Annotated in this window: 13 protein-coding genes; 9 read left to right on the forward strand and 4 right to left on the reverse strand. The window is 70.0% G+C overall.

Annotated features, from left to right (window positions below; all coding sequences use genetic code 11):
• Window positions 1–5: 5 nt before the first annotated feature.
• A complete protein-coding gene (locus ACZ5LB_RS09875; RefSeq protein ID WP_464606052.1) occupies window positions 6–215 on the reverse strand; it encodes a hypothetical protein in 210 nt (69 codons plus the stop codon).
• A gap of 34 nt (window positions 216–249) precedes the next feature.
• Here ACZ5LB_RS09875 and fadB point away from each other — a divergent pair, with 34 nt between their 5' ends.
• The 7 genes from fadB (at window position 250) to ACZ5LB_RS09910 (ending at window position 12493) form a co-directional block, all read left to right on the forward strand.
• The gene (fadB, locus tag ACZ5LB_RS09880; protein ID WP_464606054.1) at window positions 250–2406 is read left to right on the forward strand and encodes a fatty acid oxidation complex subunit alpha FadB; all 2157 of its coding nucleotides are present in this window, start codon (window positions 250–252) and stop codon (window positions 2404–2406) included.
• A 2-nt stretch (window positions 2407–2408) separates the two neighbouring features.
• Window positions 2409–3572, forward strand: a complete 1164-nt coding sequence (gene fadA, locus ACZ5LB_RS09885) for an acetyl-CoA C-acyltransferase FadA (protein WP_464606056.1) — start codon at window positions 2409–2411, stop codon at window positions 3570–3572.
• Between the two features lie 48 nt (window positions 3573–3620).
• Window positions 3621–5438, forward strand: a complete 1818-nt coding sequence (locus tag ACZ5LB_RS09890; protein WP_464606058.1) for an acyl-CoA dehydrogenase — start codon at window positions 3621–3623, stop codon at window positions 5436–5438.
• Between the two features lie 2 nt (window positions 5439–5440).
• Entirely contained in the window at window positions 5441–7465 is a 2025-nt protein-coding gene (locus ACZ5LB_RS09895) for a (Fe-S)-binding protein (protein WP_464606299.1), read from the forward strand.
• A gap of 15 nt (window positions 7466–7480) precedes the next feature.
• Window positions 7481–8248: an electron transfer flavoprotein subunit beta/FixA family protein gene (locus ACZ5LB_RS09900; RefSeq protein WP_464606060.1), complete on the forward strand. Its 768-nt coding sequence runs from the start codon at window positions 7481–7483 to the stop codon at window positions 8246–8248.
• A complete protein-coding gene (locus ACZ5LB_RS09905; protein ID WP_464606062.1) occupies window positions 8248–9219 on the forward strand; it encodes an electron transfer flavoprotein subunit alpha/FixB family protein in 972 nt (323 codons plus the stop codon). The genes ACZ5LB_RS09900 and ACZ5LB_RS09905 overlap by 1 nt, the downstream gene beginning before the upstream one ends.
• 82 nt (window positions 9220–9301) lie before the next feature.
• Window positions 9302–12493, forward strand: coding sequence for a S41 family peptidase (locus tag ACZ5LB_RS09910; protein WP_464606064.1), 3192 nt, complete (start codon window positions 9302–9304; stop codon window positions 12491–12493).
• Here ACZ5LB_RS09910 and ACZ5LB_RS09915 read toward each other — a convergent pair whose 3' ends face one another.
• Both ACZ5LB_RS09915 and ACZ5LB_RS09920 read right to left on the reverse strand, forming a co-directional pair.
• Window positions 12494–12697: a hypothetical protein gene (locus ACZ5LB_RS09915; protein ID WP_464606066.1), complete on the reverse strand. Its 204-nt coding sequence runs from the start codon at window positions 12695–12697 to the stop codon at window positions 12494–12496. It abuts the gene before it with no gap.
• Entirely contained in the window at window positions 12690–13175 is a 486-nt protein-coding gene (locus tag ACZ5LB_RS09920; RefSeq protein ID WP_464606068.1) for a YaiI/YqxD family protein, read from the reverse strand. Before ACZ5LB_RS09920 ends, ACZ5LB_RS09915 begins: the two co-directional genes overlap by 8 nt.
• A gap of 196 nt (window positions 13176–13371) precedes the next feature.
• Here ACZ5LB_RS09920 and ACZ5LB_RS09925 point away from each other — a divergent pair, with 196 nt between their 5' ends.
• Window positions 13372–14514, forward strand: coding sequence for a metallophosphoesterase family protein (locus ACZ5LB_RS09925; protein ID WP_464606070.1), 1143 nt, complete (start codon window positions 13372–13374; stop codon window positions 14512–14514).
• Window positions 14511–17561, forward strand: coding sequence for an AAA family ATPase (locus ACZ5LB_RS09930; RefSeq protein ID WP_464606072.1), 3051 nt, complete (start codon window positions 14511–14513; stop codon window positions 17559–17561). Before ACZ5LB_RS09925 ends, ACZ5LB_RS09930 begins: the two co-directional genes overlap by 4 nt.
• A gap of 7 nt (window positions 17562–17568) precedes the next feature.
• Here the strand turns inward: ACZ5LB_RS09930 and ACZ5LB_RS09935 are convergent, their stop codons facing one another.
• Window positions 17569–19326, reverse strand: coding sequence for a methyl-accepting chemotaxis protein (locus ACZ5LB_RS09935; RefSeq protein ID WP_464606074.1), 1758 nt, complete (start codon window positions 19324–19326; stop codon window positions 17569–17571).
• Window positions 19327–19439: the final 113 nt, after the last annotated feature.

Consider the following 19439-nt stretch of genomic DNA (forward strand, 5'->3'; position numbering starts at 1 on the left):
TTGGGTCATCCTATATCCAATTCCCGGAGAAAAAAGAAATAATCAAATCTTGCAAGGGGGTCCGGGAGGCGGCAGAATGCTCCATCTTTTCGAGCGCCGCCGCCGTGCTGATGGATTTCCTCGGGATCGTGGGCGGGTCTGGAACCTGAAAAATCGACCAATTCATTCGATATTAATAAATCGATTCCATCCGTTATCACCCGCTCGACCTTCATGACAACTTCGTCTTCTTATAGGAGCGCCCGCACCATGAAATACGAAGGCCAGGCCATCCAGTGTTCCATGCTCGAAGGCGGGATCGTCGAGCTCCGGTTCGATCTGAAGGACGACTCAGTCAACAAGTTCAACAAAGTCACACTCTCCGAATTGACGGACGTCATTGCCCAAATCAAAGCCGACCCCGAGGTCCGAGGTTTGCTTGTGACAAGCGGCAAGGACTGCTTCATCGTCGGGGCGGACGTCACGGAATTTACTGAATATTTCAAGAACCCTGAGGAGCAGCTCACCGAGTGGCTCCTGCAAATCGACAAATTGTTCTCCACAGTGGAGGACTTTCCCTTCCCCTCGGTGGCCGCCATCAACGGCTTCGCCTTCGGCGGGGGACTGGAGTTCTGCCTGGCCACCAGCTATCGGGTCATGGCCTCGGACACCCGCATCGGCGTCCCGGAGACCAAGCTGGGCATCTTCCCGGGCTGGGGCGGGACCGTGCGCCTCTCCCGCCTCACCGGGGCCGACAACGCCATCGAGTGGATCGCCGCCGGGGAACAGCACGGCGCCGACGCGGCCCTGAAGATCGGAGCGGTGGACGCCGTGGTGCCCCCCGGGGAGGTGCGGGAGGCCGCCCTGGACCTCCTCGGCCAGGCCATGGCCGGGCGCCGGGACTGGAAGGCCCGCCGGCTGGAGAAGGTCTCGCCCCTCAAGCTGAACCCCACCGAGACCATGATGGTCTTCGAGGGGGCCAAGGCCTTCGTGGCCGCCAAGGCCGGCCCCAACTACCCCTCCCCCGTGGCCGCCATCGAGGCCATGCAGCGGGGCGCCACCCGGGGCCGGGACGACGCGCTGGCCATCGAGGCCGCCGCCTTCGCGCGCATGGCCAAGACGCCCACCGCATACCACCTGGTGACCATCTTCCTGGGCGACCACCACGTGGGCCGGGTGGCCCGGAAGCTGGCCAAGGCCGGCGGGAAGGTGGAATCCGCCGCCGTGCTGGGGGCCGGGATCATGGGCGGGGGCATCGCGCACCAGTCCGCGTCCCGGGGCACGCGCATCCTCATGAAGGACATCGCCGACTCGGCCCTGGACCTGGGCATGGCCGAGGCGGGGAAGCTCCTGCTCAAGCGCGTGGAGCGGGGCAAGCTCACCGCGGCGGCCATGGCGGGCGTCCTCGCCCGCATCCGGCCCACCCTCTCCTACGGCGACTTCAAGGACGTCGACCTGGCCGTGGAGGCGGTGGTGGAGAACGAAAAGGTCAAGCGGGCGGTCCTGGCGGAGGTGGAGGGCCAGGTGCGGGAGGATGCCATCCTGGCCAGCAACACGTCCACCATCTCCATCTCCCGTCTGGCGGAAGGCCTCCGGCGGCCAGGGAACTTCTGCGGCATGCATTTCTTCAACCCGGTCCACAAGATGCCCCTGGTGGAAGTGATCCGGGGCCGGGAATCCAGCGAACGCGCCGTGGCCACCGTCGTGGGCTACGCCCTGGCCATGGGCAAGACGCCCATCGTCGTCAACGATTGCCCCGGATTCCTGGTGAACCGGGTGCTGTTCCCCTACTTCGCCGGGTTCCTCAAGCTCCTGGAGGAGGGCGTGGACTTCCAGCGCATCGACAAGGTCATGGAGAAGTTCGGCTGGCCCATGGGGCCCGCCTACCTCCTGGACGTGGTGGGCATCGACACCGCGCACCACGCCGGCGCCGTCATGGCCCGGGAATTCCCCGACCGCATGGCCCACCCGGGGAGGACGGCCATCGACGCCATGTTCGAGCTGGGGCGCTTCGGCCAGAAGAACGGCAAGGGCTTCTACGCCTACGTGCCGGACAAGAAGGGGGCCCCGAAGAAGGAACCCGACCCCGGGGTGCCCGCGATCCTCGCGCCCCTGGCCCGGGCGGACGCCGCGCCCCTCACGGACGCGGACATCATCGACCGGATGATGCTTCCCATGGTCATCGAGTGCTCGCGCTGCCTGGAGGACGGCATCGTCGCCACGCCGGTGGAGGTGGACATCGGCCTGGTGTACGGCCTGGGCTTCCCCCCCTTCCGGGGCGGGGCCCTGCGCTACGCCGACGCCGTGGGCCTCCGGGCCCTCTGCCAGAAGGCGGAGGCGCTCAAGGGACTCGGCCGGCTCTACGAACCCACGGCCCAGATGCAGAAGCTCGCCGAAGCCGGTCTCGGCTTCCATCAGGAGAACTAGCGATGAAAGACGTCGTCGTCGTCGATGCCGTGCGCTCCCCCATGGGCCGGTCCAAGGGGGGCATGTTCCGCAACGTCCGGGCCGAGAACCTCTCCGCGGCCATGATCACCGCCCTGCTCCGGCGCAACTCCAAGGTGGATCCCGCCGAGGTGGAGGACGTCATCTGGGGCTGCGTGCAGCAGACCCTGGAGCAGGGCTTCAACATCGCCCGGTTCGCGTCCCTCATGACCGCCATTCCCCACACCGCCAGCGCCCAGACCGTGAACCGCCTCTGCGGTTCCTCCATGCAGGCCCTCCATGCCGCCGCCATGGCCATCATGACGGGCAACGGCGAGGTGTTCGTGGTGGGCGGGGTGGAGCACATGGGCCACATCCCCATGAGCCACGGCGTGGACCCCAACCCCGCCCTCAGCAAGCACGCCGCGAAGGCCTCGGGCATGATGGGGCTCACCGCCGAGGTGCTGGCCAAGATGCACGGCATCACCCGCGCCGCCCAGGACCAGTTCGCCCTGCGCTCGCACCAGAAGGCCCACGCCGCCTCCACGGAGGGCCGGTTCGCGGACGAGATCGTCCCGGTGGAGGGCCACGACGAGCGCGGCTTCTCCCGGCTGTGCGACGTGGACGAGGTGATCCGCCCGGATTCCACCCTGGAAGCCCTGGCCGCCCTCAAGCCCGCCTTCGACCCCAGGAACGGCACCGTCACCGCCGGCAACTCCTCGGCCATCTCCGACGGGGCCTCGGCCCTCCTGGTCATGTCCCTGGACCGGGCCCGCGCCCTGGGCCTGACGCCCCTGGCCCGGGTCAAGGCCATGGCCACCGCGGGGGTGGATCCCTCCATCATGGGCTACGGGCCCGTGCCGGCCGTGAAGAAGGCCCTGGCCCGGGCCCAGATGAAACCCGGCGACATCGAACTGTGGGAGCTCAACGAAGCCTTCGCCGCCCAGGCCCTTCCGGTGCTCAAGGACCTGCAGCTGCGGGACCACGTGGAAACGAAGGTCAACCTGAACGGCGGCGCCATCGCCCTGGGCCACCCCCTGGGATGTTCCGGAGCCCGCATCACCACCACCCTCCTCCACCTCATGAAGGCAGGCAACCGTTCGACCGGCGTGGCCACCATGTGCATCGGCCTCGGACAGGGCATCGCCACCGTCTTCGAACGCGTATAGTACCGGGCATTCCAACCCACCAGGTTTCCTCACCGACACGGAGGCACTATGGCTCAGATTCTTGCGGACCGCAGGGACATCGACTTCGTCCTTCACGAGCAGCTGAAGGTCGAGGCGCTCAGCACGCACGACCGCTTCACCGACTTCAGCCGCAAATCCATCGACCTGATCATCAACGAGGCCCGCAACCTGGCCGTGAAGGAGATCCTTCCCACCCAGGTGGACGGGGACCGCATCGGGGCCCGCTTCGACCAGGGCAAGGTCCAGGTGCCGCCGTCCTTCCACAAGGCCTGGAAGGCCCTCCGGGAAGGCGACTGGCTCGCCATGACCGAGGACCCGGACTGGGGCGGCCAGGGCATGCCGCGGGTGGTGGCCACGGCCGCCTCCGACTACCTCATGGGGGCCAATTTCGCCTTCATGATGCACGCGGGGCTCACCCACGGGGCCGGCAAGCTCATCGAGACCTTCGGCACGGACACCCAGAAGCGCCTCTACCTGAAAAAGCTCTTCACCGGGGAGTGGACGGGCACCATGCTCCTGACCGAGCCCGAAGCGGGCTCGGACGTGGGCGCCCTCACCACCACCGCCACCCCCAACCCCGACGGCACCTACACCATCACCGGGAACAAGATCTTCATCTCCGGCGGTGAGCACGACCTCACGGCCAACATCATCCACCCCGTGCTGGCCCGCATCGAGGGGGCCCCGGCCGGCACCGCGGGCATCTCGCTCTTCGTGGTGCCCCGGATCCGCGTGAACGACGACGGCAGCCTGGGGGAGCCCAACGACGTCGTCTGCACGGGCATCGAGGAGAAGATGGGCATCCACGGCAACGCCACCTGCTCCATCGCCCTGGGCGGCAAGGGCGGGTGCCGGGGCACGCTCCTGGGCGAGGCCAACAAGGGCATGCGGGCCATGTTCATGATGATGAACGACGCCCGGCTCATGGTGGGCAACCAGGGCCTGGCCTGCGCCAGCCCCTCCTACCTCTATGCCCTGAACTACGCCCGTACCCGCGTCCAGGGCCGCCACCTGCTCAAGATGATGGACAAGAGCGCCCCGCCCGTGCCCATCATCCAGCACCCCGACGTGCGCCGCATGCTCATGCTCATGAAGGTGTACGTGGAGGGCATCCGCAGCCTCTTCTACCACCTCGCCCACTGCTCGGACCGCATCGCGGTGTCCTCGGATTCGGACGAGAAGGCCCGGCTCCAGGGCATCATCGACTTCCTCATTCCCATCGCCAAGGGCTACGTCACCGAGCGGTGCTTCGACGTGTGCAGCCTGGGCGTCCAGGTCTACGGCGGCTACGGCTACATCCGCGAATACCCCATGGAGCAGCTGCTGCGGGATTGCCGGATCACCGCCATCTACGAAGGCACCAACGGCATCCAGGCCATGGACCTGCTGGGCCGCAAGCTGGGCCAGAACCAGGGCCGGCCCATCATGGACCTGTTCGAGGAGATGCGCGGGACCCTGGCCGCGGCCCGGGACGTGGACCGCGCCGCGCCCCTGGCCGAGGCCCTGGAGCCCGCGTTGATCCGCCTGGAGGAGGTGGCCCGCCACATGGGCACCACCGCCCTCTACGGGGATCTGCCCACCGCCGCCGCCCACGCCCACCCCTTCATGGAGGTGTGCGGCGACGTGGTCCTGGGCTGGCAGCTCCTGTGGCGGGCCAAGACCGCCGCCGAGGCCCTGGCCGCCGGCGCCAAGGAGAAGGACGTCGCGTTCTACGAGGGCCAGCTCCGCAGCGCCCAGTTCTTCACCGCGGTGCTCCTGCCCGTGGCCCTGGGCCGCATGGACGCCATCCTCTCCGGCTGCGCCGTGGCGGTGGAGATCCCCGAAGACGCCTTCGGCGGCAAGTGACCATGGTCCCCTTCTCGCCGGCCACCGCAACCCTGGCGGGCCTCCCCGCCCGGATCCCGTTCCTCCTCATCCCCCTGGCGGGCCTGGGGGTCTTCGCCTGGATCATCCGCCGGCGCCTGGAGCCCCTGCTCCGCGCCGCGCCGGATCCCCGGCAAGGCCAAGCGGGGGCCCGCCTCTGGCTGGTCCTCAAGATCTGGCTCGCCCAGTGGCGGCATCCCCGCTACCTGCTGGCGGGAGTCCTGCACATCATCCTCTTCTTCGGCTTCCTGGTCCTGGGCGCCCGTTCCTTCCAGCTGGTGTTCCTGGGCTTCATCGACGGGTTCACCCTGCCGGGCTTCGGCCACGCCTACGACGTGCTCAAGGACTATTCGGCCACCGCCACCTTCGTGGCCGTGGCCATCCTCGCCGTGCGCCGCGCCGCCTTCAAACCGGCGCGGTACGCCGTTCCGCCGGAAATGGGCAAGGACCACACCCCGGAAGCCCTCCTGATCCTGGGCATGATCCTCACCCTGCTCCTGTCCGAGAGCCTCTTCGAGGGCACCCTCCTGGCCGCCACCGGCGGCGCCGCCTCGCCCCTGACCCTCGCCTGGGCCTTCCGCCACGCCCTGGCCTCGGCGCCGGTGCCGGTGCTGGGGCACCTGAACCTGGCCGGGTACGCCATCCACGACCTCACCTTCTTCCTGTTCCTGTGCTTCCTGCCCCTGGGCAAGCACTTCCACGTCATCACGTCGCTTTTCAACGTGTTCTGGATGCGGGTGGAGACCGGCAACGTCAAGCCCGTGCGCCACGGCATCGGCGACGCCAAACTGGACGAGGTCAAGTCCTTCGGCGTCAAGAAGTTCGAGGACTTCACCTGGAAGCACATGCTCGACTTCTACAGCTGCGCGGACTGCGGGCGCTGCACGGACCGGTGCCCGGCCAACTTCGTGAAGCGGCCCCTCTCCCCCCGCTTCATCAGCATCAAGGCCAGGGACTACGCCTTCGCCCACTACCCGCTGCTGGGTGATGCGGTGGAAGGCAAGCCCCTGGTGGGCAGCATCTTCAGCGAGGACGAGATCTGGAGCTGCACCACCTGCGGGGCCTGCGAGGAGGAATGCCCCCTGGGCATCGAGTACGTGGACAAGGTCGTGGACCTGCGCCGGGGCATGGTGGACGACGGCCTCGTGCCGCAGTCCATGCAGAAGCCCCTCAGTGCCCTGGAGAAGCGCGGGAACCCCTGGGGCAAGCTGGAGAAGAAGCGCGCCGACTGGACCGCGGGCGCGGGCGTGGCCGTCAAGCAGGTGGACGCCGGAGATACCGCCCAGACCCTCTACTTCGTGGACAGCATCAGCAGCTACGACGACCGCATGCAGAAAATTGCGCAGGCCTCGGCGCGCATCCTGGCCAAGGCCGAGGTGGACTTCGTGGTGCTGGGCAAGGAGGAGAAGGACAGCGGCCACGACGTGCGGCGCTTCGGGGAGGAGATGCTCTTCCAGAGCCTTAAGGACCACAACACCGAAGGCATCCGCGCCTCCCAGGCCACCCGCATCGTCACCAACGACCCCCACGCCCTCAACGCCCTCAAGCACGACTATCCCGGGATCCCGCCCGTGCAGCACATGAGCGAGCTCATCGCCGCCGGCCTCGAAAGCGGCAAGCTGCGCATGAAGGCCCCCGCCGACGGCCGCACCTACACCTACCATGACCCCTGCTACCTGGGGCGCCACAACGGCGTCTACGACCCGCCCCGCAACGCCCTGGACGCCATCCCCGGCCTCAAGCGGGTGGAGATGGAAGGGAACTGCCGGGACCGCTCCTTCTGCTGCGGCGGAGGCGGCCTCATGCTCTTCTACGAGCCCCACGAGGAGCAGCGCATGGGCGTGGTGCGGGTGGAGATGGCCCGCAAGGCCGGGGCCGACGTGATCGTCACCGCGTGCCCCTACTGCCTCACCAACATCGAGGACGCCATCAAGGTGGCCGGCCTCGAAGGCAAGATGGAAGCCATCGACTTGTGCGAACTGGTCGACGGCCACCTTCAGAACGACTGACCCCGGAGGAGCGTCATGGAGATCCTGGTTTGCGTGAAACGCGTTCCCGACGCCGCGGAGAACGAGATCGTCGTGGAGGGCGGCGCCCTCTGCGCCGACGACCTCGTGTACTCCGTGAACGAGTGGGACAACTATGCGGTGGAGGAGGCCATCCAGATCGTCGAGCGGGAGGGAGGCAGCGTCACCGTCGTCACCGTGGGGGACGGGGAGTCCGAGGAGGTGCTGCGGCGCGAAATGGCCATGGGCGCCAACCAGGGCCTGCTCCTCTCCGATCCGGCCTTCGCCGGCGCCGACGGCCTGGGCGTGGCCACGATCCTGGCCGCCGCCGTGCGCAAGGGCGCCTACGACCTGGTCCTCACCGGGGCCCTGGCCGACGACGGCGCCGCCCAGGTGGGCGGGATGCTGGCCGCCATCCTGGACTGGCCCTTCGCGTCCCTCGTCAACAGCATCGAGGTTCAGGGGGGCCTCCTTCGGGTGGGCCGCGAGATCGAAGGGGGCACCCAGGAGGTGAGCGAGATCGACCTGCCCTGCGTGCTCTCCATCCAGACCGGCATCAACGAGCCCCGGTACGTGGGCCTCCGGGGCATCCGCAAGGTGGCCTCCGTGGAGCTGCCCGTGCTGGACGCCGCCGCCCTGGGCGTGACGCCGGCGCCCGCCAGGGTCCGCCGCATCGACTACTTCGTGCCGCCGGCGGGGGCCGGCGCGGAAATGCTCACCGGATCCACGGCCGAACTGGCCGGACAGCTGGTGGGGCTCCTGAAGGCCAAGGGAGGGCTCAAGTGATGGACAACGTCTTCGCATTCCTGGCCCACGCCGGCGGCAAGCTGGACGACTCCGCCCTGGAGCTCCTGGGTGCCGCCCGCACCCTGTTCCCCGGCGCCGCCCCCATCGCCCTGGCGGCGGGCTCCGGCGCCTCCCTGGACACCGCCTGCCAGGAGGCCGCCGCCTCCTTCGCCGAGGTGTGGAAGTTCGACCAGGAGGCCCTGGCCTACCCCAACGCCGAACTCCTCCGGCCCCTCCTGGCCCGCGTCCTGCCCCCGGGGGCCATCGTGCTCCTGCCCCACAGCACCCTGGGCATGGACCTGGGCCCCGGGCTCTCCGTGAAGCTGGGCGCGGCCTACCTGCCCGACCTGGTGGGCGGCACCGCCGCCGCGGGCACGACCCTCGAGGCCGTGCGCCAGGAATTCAGCGGCCAGGCCTCGGCCCACGTGGCCTGCGACCTGTCCGCAGGCGCCGTGGTCACCCTGCGTTCCGGGGCCTTCAAGGCCGACGCGTCCCGGTCGGCGGCGGGCAGGGTCGTGGACCGCTCCTCCGACGCCGCGGGCCTTTCCGCGCGCCGGCGCTTCGTCAAGCTGGTGCAGGCAGAGGCCGGGGACATCGACATCACGCGCGAGGAGGTGCTGGTGTCCGTGGGCCGCGGCATCGGGGACAAGGAGAACATCGCCCTGGTGGAGGAACTGGCCGAGGCCATGGGTGCGGCCCTGTGCTGCTCCCGCCCCATCGTGGACGCCAAGTGGCTGGAGAAGCCCCGGCAGGTGGGCACCTCGGGCCAGACCGTCAAGCCCAAGGTCTACCTGGCCCTGGGCATCAGCGGCTCCTTCCAGCACCTGGGCGGCATCAAGGGCAGCCCCTTCCTGGTGGCCGTGAACAAGAACCCCAAGGCCCCCATCTTCCAGGCCGCCAGCGTGGGCATCGTGGCCGACCTGCTGGAACTGGTGCCCGCGTTGACGGAGGCCATCCAGAAGGGCCGCTGACCCGCCATTCCCACCAGCCCAATTGACCGGTATGCATCGGGATTTGAGGTAAACTGGAGCCCCCACCCCTGCCGGAGGCCCCATGCGCCCCAACATCTGCCACGCCCTTGTCCTGGCCCCCTCCCTGCTCCTGGGGCAGAGCGAGCTGCCCCGGTTCGTGACCCATCCCGACATCCATGGGGACCAGGTGGTCTTCACCTACGAGGGGGACCTCTGGACCGGCACCGTCCAAGGCGGGCCGGCCCGGAGGCTCACGAGCCATCCGGGCGAGGAGTTCGCGGCGCGGTTCAGCCCGGACGGGAAATGGCTGGCCTTCACCGGCCAGTATGACGGGGGCAGCAACGTTTACGTGATGCCCGCGGGGGGCGGGACGCCCCGGCGCCTCACCTGGCGCGGCGCCTGCACCGTCCAGGGCTGGTCCCCGGACGGGGCCCGGGTGCTCTTCCGGGCCGCGGTGCAGGGCGACTGCAACCCCATGACCCAGATCTGGACGGTGGATCTCCAGGGCCACGAGCCCCAGGCCCTGCCGCTGGGCAAGACCGCATTCCAGGCCGCCATCTCCCCCGACGGATCGAAGGTGCTCTTCAACCCCACCGGCAGCGAGGACTACTTCTGGAAGCGGTACAAGGGCGGACTGCATGCGGAAATCTGGCTGGAGGACAGGAAGGCCGGCACCTGGCGGCGGGTCACCGATCATCCCGGCAAGAGCGCCTACCCCATGTGGACGGCCCAGGGCGGCGTCCTCTTCCTTTCCGACCGGAGCGAGGGGGGCTTCTCCAACCTCCACACCCTCGACCTGGCCACCGGGGCGGCCAAGGCGCTGACGTCCTACAAGGACTTCGACGTGCAGTGGCCGGCCACCGACGGGCGCAGGGTCGTCTTCGTCAAGGGGGGCTTCCTCCACCTGCTGGATCCGGCCACCGGAGAGGCCCGCCGCCTCGAGGTCACGGCGCCTTCCGACGGCTGGCGCTTCGGCCCCCGCACCCTCAACGCCAAGGACTACCTCCAGTCGGTGCGCCTGGCCCCCGGGGGGAAAAGCCTTCTCCTGGAAGCCCGGGGCGAACTGTTCTCGCTTCCCGTGGACGCCGCCGGATCCGCCAGGAACCTCACCGGGACGCCCGGCGTCCGTGAGCGCTTCCCCGAGATCTCCCCGGACGGCAAGCGCGTCGCCTACCTTTCCGATGCCAGCGGCGAGTACGACCTCTACGTGCGTCCCGCCGAGGGAGGCCCCGCCACGCGCCTGGCCACGGGCCTGGCCACCACGCTCTACCATCTCGCCTGGAGCCCCGACGGCCAGAAGCTCATGTTCGGCGACAAGAGCTTTTCGCTCTACGTCATGGACGTGGCCACCGGCAAGCTCGAGCGCATCGACGGTTCCTCCAACCTCAAGAACGACGAGTTCACCTGGGAGGTGGCCGACTACGCCTGGGCCCCCGACTCCACCTGGATCGCCTATTCCTACCCCGAGGCCAACCGCAACAACCGAATCTGGCTCTACAACCTCAAGACGAAGCAGAAGGTCGCCCTCACCGACGGGTTCTTCGATTCCCTCAATCCCTGCTTCGACCTGGATGGGACCACCCTCTACTACCTGAGCTACAACAATTTCCAGGTGCGCCTCGACGCGGGCGAGATGAACGCCATCGAGCCCAACCCGGTCCAGGTCATGGCCGTCCGCCTCCGGGAAACCGATGGGGGCCCGTTCCGCATCGACGTGGCCGGACTCGGCGACCGCACCTCGCTGCTGCCCCTAAAGCCCGGCAACATCTTCCACCTCAAGGCCGGCAAGGGCCTCGTGGGCTATTCCACGGTGGAAGGCTGGGACGACTTCGTGGTGGAGGAGGTCTTCAGGCCGCGCGGCCAGACCAAGTGGAGGGTGCATCTGTTCGAGACCGGGCCGAAGAAGGAGACCGTCCTTGCGGACCCGGTTGCCGAGTGGGGGCTTTCCCAGGATGGCGCCAGCATCTATGTCCGCAGGGCCGACGCCGTCCATGCGGGCCCCGTCCAGGCCGTCCTGGCCACCAAGGCGCTGCCCGAGCGCATCAACCTGGAGCGGCTGGCCCTCACGGTGGTCCCCCGGGAGGAGTGGAAGCAGATCTTCGAGGACGCCTGGCGCTGGTACCGGGATTTCTTCTACGACGCCAACATGCACGGCCGGGACTGGAAGGCCGACCATGACCGCTACGCCCAGTGGCTGCCCCAGCTCACGAGCCGGGCGGACCTCAACTGGCTGCTGAGCCAGATGGTGGGCGACCTGTGCGTGAGCCACACCTACGTGAGCGGCGGCGACCCCGGACCCGTGGCCACTCCCGGCCTCAAGCGCACCGCGGGCCTCCTGGGCGCGGACCTGGCGGCGGAGGGCGGCCTCTACCGCTTCACGAGGATCCTGGGCCCCACCCCCTTCGCGCCGGAGCTGAAGGGGCCCCTGGCCGGAAAGGTGAAGGAGGGCGAGTATCTCATCGCCATCGACGGCACGCCCCTCAAAGCCCCGGAGGCCGTCTACGAGCGCCTCCAGGTGGTTCCCGGCCAGAAGGTCGTGCTCACCGTCAACACCCGGCCCGTGCCCGACGGTGCCCGGACCGTGGAGGTCGAACCCATCGCCAACGAGTTCCCCCTCCGGTACGAGCGCTGGATCGCCGAGAATATCGCAAAGGTGGAGAAGCTTTCCGGGGGCCAGCTGGGCTACCTGCACCTGTCCGCCATGGGCGCGGCCAACATCGGCCAGTTCGACAAGTTCTGGCGCGCGTTCCGGTACCGCAAGGGCATCGTGGTGGACGTGCGCGGCAACCACGGGGGCTGGACCGAGTACTTCATGACCGCCAGGCTGGAGAATCATCAGGTCGGCTTCAACGTCCTGCGCGGCATGACCCCCTTCCGCGTGCCCAACACCGCTTCCGACGGCCGGTACGTGTTCCTGAGCAACGAACAGAACGGCAGCGACGGCGAAGCCTTCCTCAGCCACGTGAAGGCCCGGAACCTGGGCCCCGTCATCGGCGTCCCCAGCTGGGGCGGCCTGGTGGGCATCATCAACACCCAGTTCACCCTGGACGGCGGCCGCGTGGAGCAGTCCAACAACGCCTTCTACGGCAGGGAAGGCAAGTGGTGGGTGGAGAACGAAGGCGCCATCCCCGACATCCGCGTGGAGAACGACCCCGCCAGCTTCCTGGCCGGCCATGACCGGCAACTGGAGGTGGGCGTGGCGACCCTCCTGCAGCGGATCAAGGAGAACCCCACCCCCACGTTCCCGCCAATTCCAGCCTATCCCGTGAAATAATTACCGCTTAAGTGCCATCTGGCCGATGCGGGAGATGCGGTACCTGCCCACCGCCCCCTCCCGGATCAGGTCGTGCTGCAGGAGGTAGTCCAGGTCCGCGGCCTCCACGCCCTTCAGGGCGAGGAGCTTCTCCCGCGGGGCGTCCGGGTGCCTCGCCACGGTGAGGAGCAGGCTCAGGCGCAGCGGCGTGATCACGTCAATCATTGGGGATCCTTCCGGGGGCGCGGGTGCGCTCGAGCTTGAGCAGGGCCTGGATCTGGTTCTCCAGGGCGCCCAGGAACCGGGAGCGGTCCGCGGGGGCGTAGGGCTTCGGACCGGTGCCCATCTCGCCCATGTCCCGCAGGAAGGCGCTGATCTCCCGGCTGGCCATGGCGTCCACGATGGAGTCCTCGGTGAAGGGACGCCCCTTGGGGTCCAGGACCCGGGCCCCCTTCTTCAGGCACCGGTCCGCCAGCGGGATGTCGGCGGTGACGGCGATGTCGCCGGGCCCGGCCTGCTCCACGATCCAGTCGTCGGCGGCGTCGAAGCGCCCGCTCACCACCACCGCCTTGAACAGGGGGTCCCGGGGCAGGTTCAGCCGGCTGTTGGACACCACGTGCACCGTCAGGCCGTGCCGCTTGGCCACCCTGAACACTTCGTCCTTCACGGGGCAGGCATCGGCGTCGACGTAGATCTGGATCAAGCGGGCTCCTGGCGGTCCGGTCCATCCTACCGCACCCCGGCCCGGGCGCCCCCGGGGCCGTCCCTTTCCGCCTCGAATCGACAATTTTCCATCCCACACGTTGCCAGCACGTTTGGCGCCCGTTCCCCCAGCGTCACCCGCTGTCGCTCCGCCCCGGGCAGGGTACCATCAAGCCTCAACCGGAACGGACCTCCCCATGCGCATCCTCCACACCTCGGACTGGCACCTGGGCCGCGTCCTCCACGAGTTCCCGCTCCTGGAGGACCAGCGCCAGGTCCTCGGGCAGGTCATCGCCCACTGCGCGGCCGAGCCTTTCGACGCCCTCCTCGTCGCGGGCGACGTTTTCGACCGCAGCCTGGCCTCGGAGGAGGCGGTGCTCCTGTGGAGCGGCTTCCTGCGCGACCTGCGCGCGGCCTGCCCGGACCTGCCCCTCCTGGTCATCGCGGGCAACCACGATTCCGCCGCCCGCATCGCCTACGCCGCCGACGCCCTGGCCCTCGCGAAGATCCACGTGCGGGGCGGGCCGGACACCCTGGAGGCGCCGGTGGAGATCCGGGACGCCGCGGGCGCGCGCATGCAGGTGTGGATGATCCCCTTCCTGTGGGCGGGGGACTTCGACGGCGGCGGCGGGCGCATCCGCACCCAGGAGGAGACCCTGGCCGCGGCCGTGGAGCGCATCCGGCCCCTCCAGGACCCGGAGGCGATCCAGGTGGCCATGGCCCACTGCTTCGCCCGGGGGGCCTGCGCCTCGGACTCGGAACGGGTGCTGGTGGGCACCGCCACCGACGTGGAGGCTTCGCTCTTCGCGACCTTCGACTACACGGCCCTGGGGCACCTGCATCGGGGGCAGCGGGTGCTCGACGGGGTCTGGTACGCCGGCTCCCCCCTGCCCTACTCCTTCTCCGAGACCGGCGACGCCAAGGCGGCCCTCGCCGTGGACCTGGCCCGGGGCCGGACCCCGGAGGTGACGCCCCGCCCCTTCCTCCCGCCCCATCCCATGAAGCGCCTGCGGGGGACCCTCCAGGCCCTCCTGGACGACCCCGCCTTCGCGCCCCACGCGGACAGCTTCCTGGAGATCGCCCTGGATCCGCGCGACGCCGGCGCGAACCCCTTCGCCCTCCTCAAGCAGCGGTTCCCCTTCCTGCTTCACCTGACCTACCTGGATCCCGAAGGCGGCGAGGCCCCTCCGGACGCGCCCGTGACCGAGCGCGCCGGGGACCTCCTGTCCGACTACCGGCAGTTCGCGGCCGACCTGGGCCTGGATGCGGAAACGGTCGAGCGCCGCACCGCCCTGGCCGCGAGCCTCGTGGCCGACCTGGCCCGCCTGGAGACCGCATGAAGCCCCTGCGCCTGACCTTGATGAACTTCGGCCCCTACGCCGGGGACCCCGTCGTGGTGGACTTCGCCCGGCTCGACCCCCTCTTCCTCATCACCGGCGACACCGGCGCGGGCAAGACCTCGCTGTTCGACGGCATCTGCTACGCGCTGTACGGCTCGCCCCTGGGCACCCGCACCGAGTCCACCGTGCGCTCCAAGCTCGCCGGGGACGGCGAGAGCACCCTGGCCGAATTCGAGTTCGAGGTGCGCGGGGTGCGCCACCTCGCCACCCGGTCCCCGGCGTGGTTCGAGGCGAAGAAGAAGGGCGCCGGGTTCCGGAAGCCCGAGGAGGTCCACGCCCTCAAGGTCTGGGGGGACGGCGGCTGGACGCCCCTGACCTCCCGGAAATCGGACTTCGACGCCCGCATCGAGGCCATCCTGGGCCTCACCCGGGACGAGTTCGCCAAGATCCTGGTGCTGCCCCAGGGCGACTTCCAGCGCTTCCTGGAAATGGGCACCCTGGACCGGGAGGCCATCCTGGAAAAGCTCTTCCCCATCCGGGAGCACCAGCGCCTGGCCGAGTACGTGCGCGGCCAGGCCGACGAGGCCCGGACCCTCAAGGCCGACCTGGGCCTCCGCCTGGAGGAGGCCCGGGGCGGCGGCCCCCGGGACGCCGCCGAGGCCCAGGCCGAGGAAGCGGACCTGGACGGGGCCGCGGCCGCCGCGGACGCGTTCCTGCGGGCCGCCCTGGAGCGCCGCGACGCAGCCATGGCCGCCGTGGTGGCCGCCCAGGGGGATGCCCAGCGCTTCCGGGAGCGGGACCGCCTCCGGGAAGAGGAAGACGCCTACGGCAGGGAGGAGGTCCAGCGCGCCGCCCAGGAGCGGGAAGTCGCCCTGGCCCGGGGGGCGGCCGTGTGCGAATCCGCCGTGAAGGCCTGGGAGGACGCCGGATCCGCGCAGCAGAAGGCCGCCGGGGCCTTCGCTGACACCGAGCGGGACCTGGCCGCCGCGGTGGGGGACCGGGCCGCCCTCCAGGGGGACCTGGACGGAGTCCCCGGGCGCCAGGCCGCCCTGGGGGAGCTCCGGGCCGAGCAGGTGCTCAGCCTCAAGCGGCTGGAGGACCTCAAGGCCTTCGGCACGGCCTGGCGCGAAAGCACCCAGGCCGCCGCGGCCCTGGAATCCGCGGCCCAGCGTTTCGAGACGGCCCAGGGCGAGGTCGCGAAGCTCCAGGCGGCCCTGGAAGCCCTGGAGCCGGTGGAGCGGAACCGGGAGGCCCTCCAGGCTGAGCTGAACGGTCTCGTCCCCCGCCGCGGCCACCTGGACCGTCTGCAGGCCGACGCTGACGTGGTGCGGACCTGGCCCGCCCTGGAAGCCGAGCGCCGCAAGGCGGTGGAGGCGGCCCAGGCCCGCGCCAGCGCCGCCGCGGACCGCTTGCGGGAGGACGGGGACCGGGTCGAGGCGGCCCGCGCCCTCCGGGAAGCCAACCTCGCCGCGGCCCTCGCCGCCCGCCTCGCCGATGGGGTCCCCTGCCCCGTGTGCGGGTCCGCCGACCACCCGCATCCGGCGCAGGGGGATCTGGATCCCGCGGCCCTGGCCGCCGAACCGCCCCGCCCCGACGAGGCCCGGGCGGAAGCGGACCGCCGCGCCCGGGCGGATCTGGCCCAGGCCGCCAGCCGGCTCGAGGAGGACGCGCTCCGCCACGGGCAGTCCCTGGCCCGGCTCCGGGAGGGCGGCTGGCCCCACGTCGCCGCCTACGACGCGGCCCGGACCGAACTGGACGCCCGCACCCGGGAAGGGAATGCGCGCCTCCAGGAAACCGCCGACCTCCTGGCGGGCCGGGACCCCCTCAGGACCGGCCTCAAGGCCGCCCAGGAGGCCCTGGAAGGCGCCCGCGGCAGCCTGGACGGGGCCCGCCAGGCCGAAACCGCCGCCAAGGAGACCTGCCGGGGCCTGGAGCGGAGCCTGGGCCTGGCCATCGACGACCCCGAGCAGGCCTGGCGGGAGGCTTCCCGCGCCCACAAGGCCCGCGAGGCCCGGATCCAGGAGGAGGAGCGGAGCCTTGCGGACCTGGGCGCCCGGCGCGAGAAGGCCGACGCCGCCCAGGCAACCCTGGCCCGGCTCCTGGAGGTCCGCCGGGAGCACCTGGCCCAGGCCGGAACGGCGCTGGCCGTGGCCCTCGCGGCCCTGGAACGTGCCCTGGCCGGCTGCGGCTTCGCCTCGGTCACGGACCAGCGCGCCGCTCTCCGGGAGCCCGGGCGCCTCCAGGAGCTGGAAGCCCTCCTGCGCAAGGCCGCCGACGACCGCACCGTGCGCCTGGCCCGCCTGGAGGCCCTGGATGCCGCCCTGGACGGCATGGCCCGCCCGGACCTGGAGGCCCTGGAAGGCGCCCGCGAGGACGCCGCCGAAGCCTTCACCCGCGCGGGGAGCGCCGCCCAGTCCGCCCGGAACGCCCTGGAGGCCTTCCGCGCCCGCCGGGCCCGGGTCCAGGACCTCCAGGACAAGCTCGCGGCCGCCACCGAGGCTTCCGCCGACCTCCTCCAGCTCTCGGCCGAACTGGACGGCACCAACCGCCGGCGCATGAAGTTCTCCTCCTGGGCCCTGGCGTGGTGGCTGCAGCGGGTGCTGGAGCACGCCTCCCGCCAGCTGGACCTGCTGTCCGGGGGCCGCTACCGCTTCCGGCTCCGCACGGACGTGGACGACAAGCGCCGCTCCGCGGGCCTGGAGATCGACGTGCACGACGCCTACGCCAACGGCCTGCGCAGCGTGCGCACCCTCTCGGGCGGCGAGAAGTTCCTGGCCTCCCTCTCCCTGGCCCTGGGCCTGGCCGAGGTCATCCAGGGCCGCAGCGGCGGCATCGAGCTGGACGCCCTCTTCATCGACGAGGGCTTCGGGTCCCTGGACGACGAGACGCTGGAGAAGGCCATGCGCGTCCTGGACAAGCTGGGCCAGGGCCGCATGGTGGGCCTCATTAGCCACGTGGAGGCCATGAAGCAGGCCATCGATTGCCAGGTCCGGGTGCGGAAGCAGGACGGCGGCAGCCGGGTGGAGCTGGTGAGGGTGTCGCGGTGACGCCCCCTCAGCCCTGGATGAAGCGCTCGGGGTTGAAGCCCATCACGAGCGCACCCCAGTGCTTTCCCCCCACGTGGATGGGCATGGAGAGGTCGTTCAGGATCTCGCCGGTGTCGCGCATGTAGGTCTGCAGCAGGAAGGTCTGGAGGTTCCGGGAGCGGCGCTTCTCCGTCTCGACGTTGAAGTAGAGCCTCATGTTCCGGCTCTTCAGGAGGTCCACCTGGGGGTCGCCGGTCATGGGGTCGCTGACGCCCGAGTGGTGCACGGCGAGGTACCCGTTCACGTCCAGCGCCACGGCGTAGATGGATTCCAGGTCCCTGCGCGCCTCGTCGAAGAGGGGCTGCAGGTCCCCGGCCAGGACCTCGGTGTAGCCGGTGAGGAACTTCTGGGGGTCAGTGCCGGGCACCGGGCGGTAGTTCCGGTCGAAGACGTCCACCCCCTTCGCGGCCAGGGCGGCGATGCGGGCCTGCATGGCATCCCGCCACCGGTAGGCCTTGGCGATGACCGCCTCCAGTTCGCTCTCGCCCGTGCGGAAGCCCGAGACCAGCTCCAGCAGCTTTTCCGTGGCGCGGTTCATCTCGCTGGACAAACGGGTGGATTCCTCCAGGCGCTGGGCCCCTTCGCGGCTGAGGGCCAGGATCTCCCGGGACTGGCCGTGGATGGTCTCGCTGGTGGCGGAGATGCCTTCCACGGCGGTGGTGGCGCCGCCCAGCTGGGAGGTGCTGTCCTCGAAGTCCCCCACGAGCCTGCCGAAGTGCTCCGAGGCCCGCCCCAGGAGTGCGGAGGTGCCCTGGATGTCCTCGCTGATGCCCGCGATCCCCAGCGACGTGCTCCCGGTGTCCTCCAGCATGTCCCCCAGGTTCCGGCTGATCTCGATGGCGGCCTCCCGGGCCCGGTCCGAGAGCTTGCGCACCTCCTCGGCCACCACGGCGAAGCCCCGGCCGGCGTTGCCGGCGTGGGCCGCCTCGATGGTGGCGTTCAGGGCGAGGAGCTTGGTCTGGTCGGAGATGCCCTCGATGAGCTGGGCCACGCCACTGATGCGCTCGGAGCGCTCCTTGAGCCGCTCCACCAGGAGGGCGAAGTCCGCGAGCCGGCCGTTGGTGACGGCCATGCCCTGCACCGCCTCCAGCAGCTCCTCCCGGGTCGACTGGGCCGTCTCGAGGTTGCCCTGGGTCAGTGCGGCGATGTGGGAGGTGGCCTGGGCCACTTCGCGCACGGCCTCCTCCACGTCCCGGCTCGTGCGGGTGATGACCTCGGAGAGTTCACCCTGCTGCTGGGCCCCCTTGGCGGAATCCGAGGAGAGCTTGAAGGTGCGGGTGGACCCCACCGCGATGGTCAGCCCCAGGCGCTTGGACTCGTTGAGGATGTCACGGACCTTGCCCGAGAACACGTTGAAGGCCTCGGCCAGCTGGCGGATCTCGTCGTGGGTCTCCAGCTTCAGGTCCCCGGAGAAATCCCCCGCCCCGATCACCGAGGAGAGGGTGCGCAGCGGCGCCACCACCGACAGGTGGAAGGTGAGGTAGGCGACGGCCGCCACCACCAGGGCCGCCAGGGGCACGGCGACGGCGAGCATCTGCGCCCGGGCCAGCGTCTCCAGGGCCTCGGGCGGCGCCCCGGCCTTCAGCGCCCCGGCCACGCGCAAAAGCTCGGCGCTGAGCACCAGCATCATCAGGAAGAGCGGGGCCATGATGCCCAGGATCTTCCGCAGCAGGGTATTGAAAACGGTCCTCTCCAGGAATTGGTAGAGGAGCTTGAAAAGGAACATTGCAGTCCCCCTCGGTGTGGTTGGTGGTGTCACCAAACATAGTGACCGCTCAGCGCGCTTTCGCCTCCGGAATCCTTGGGCGGGGGGCAGGGCGCATGCCCTTGGGCGGGAAG

The sequence above is a fragment of the Mesoterricola sp. MK458 genome (genome assembly GCF_055384935.1).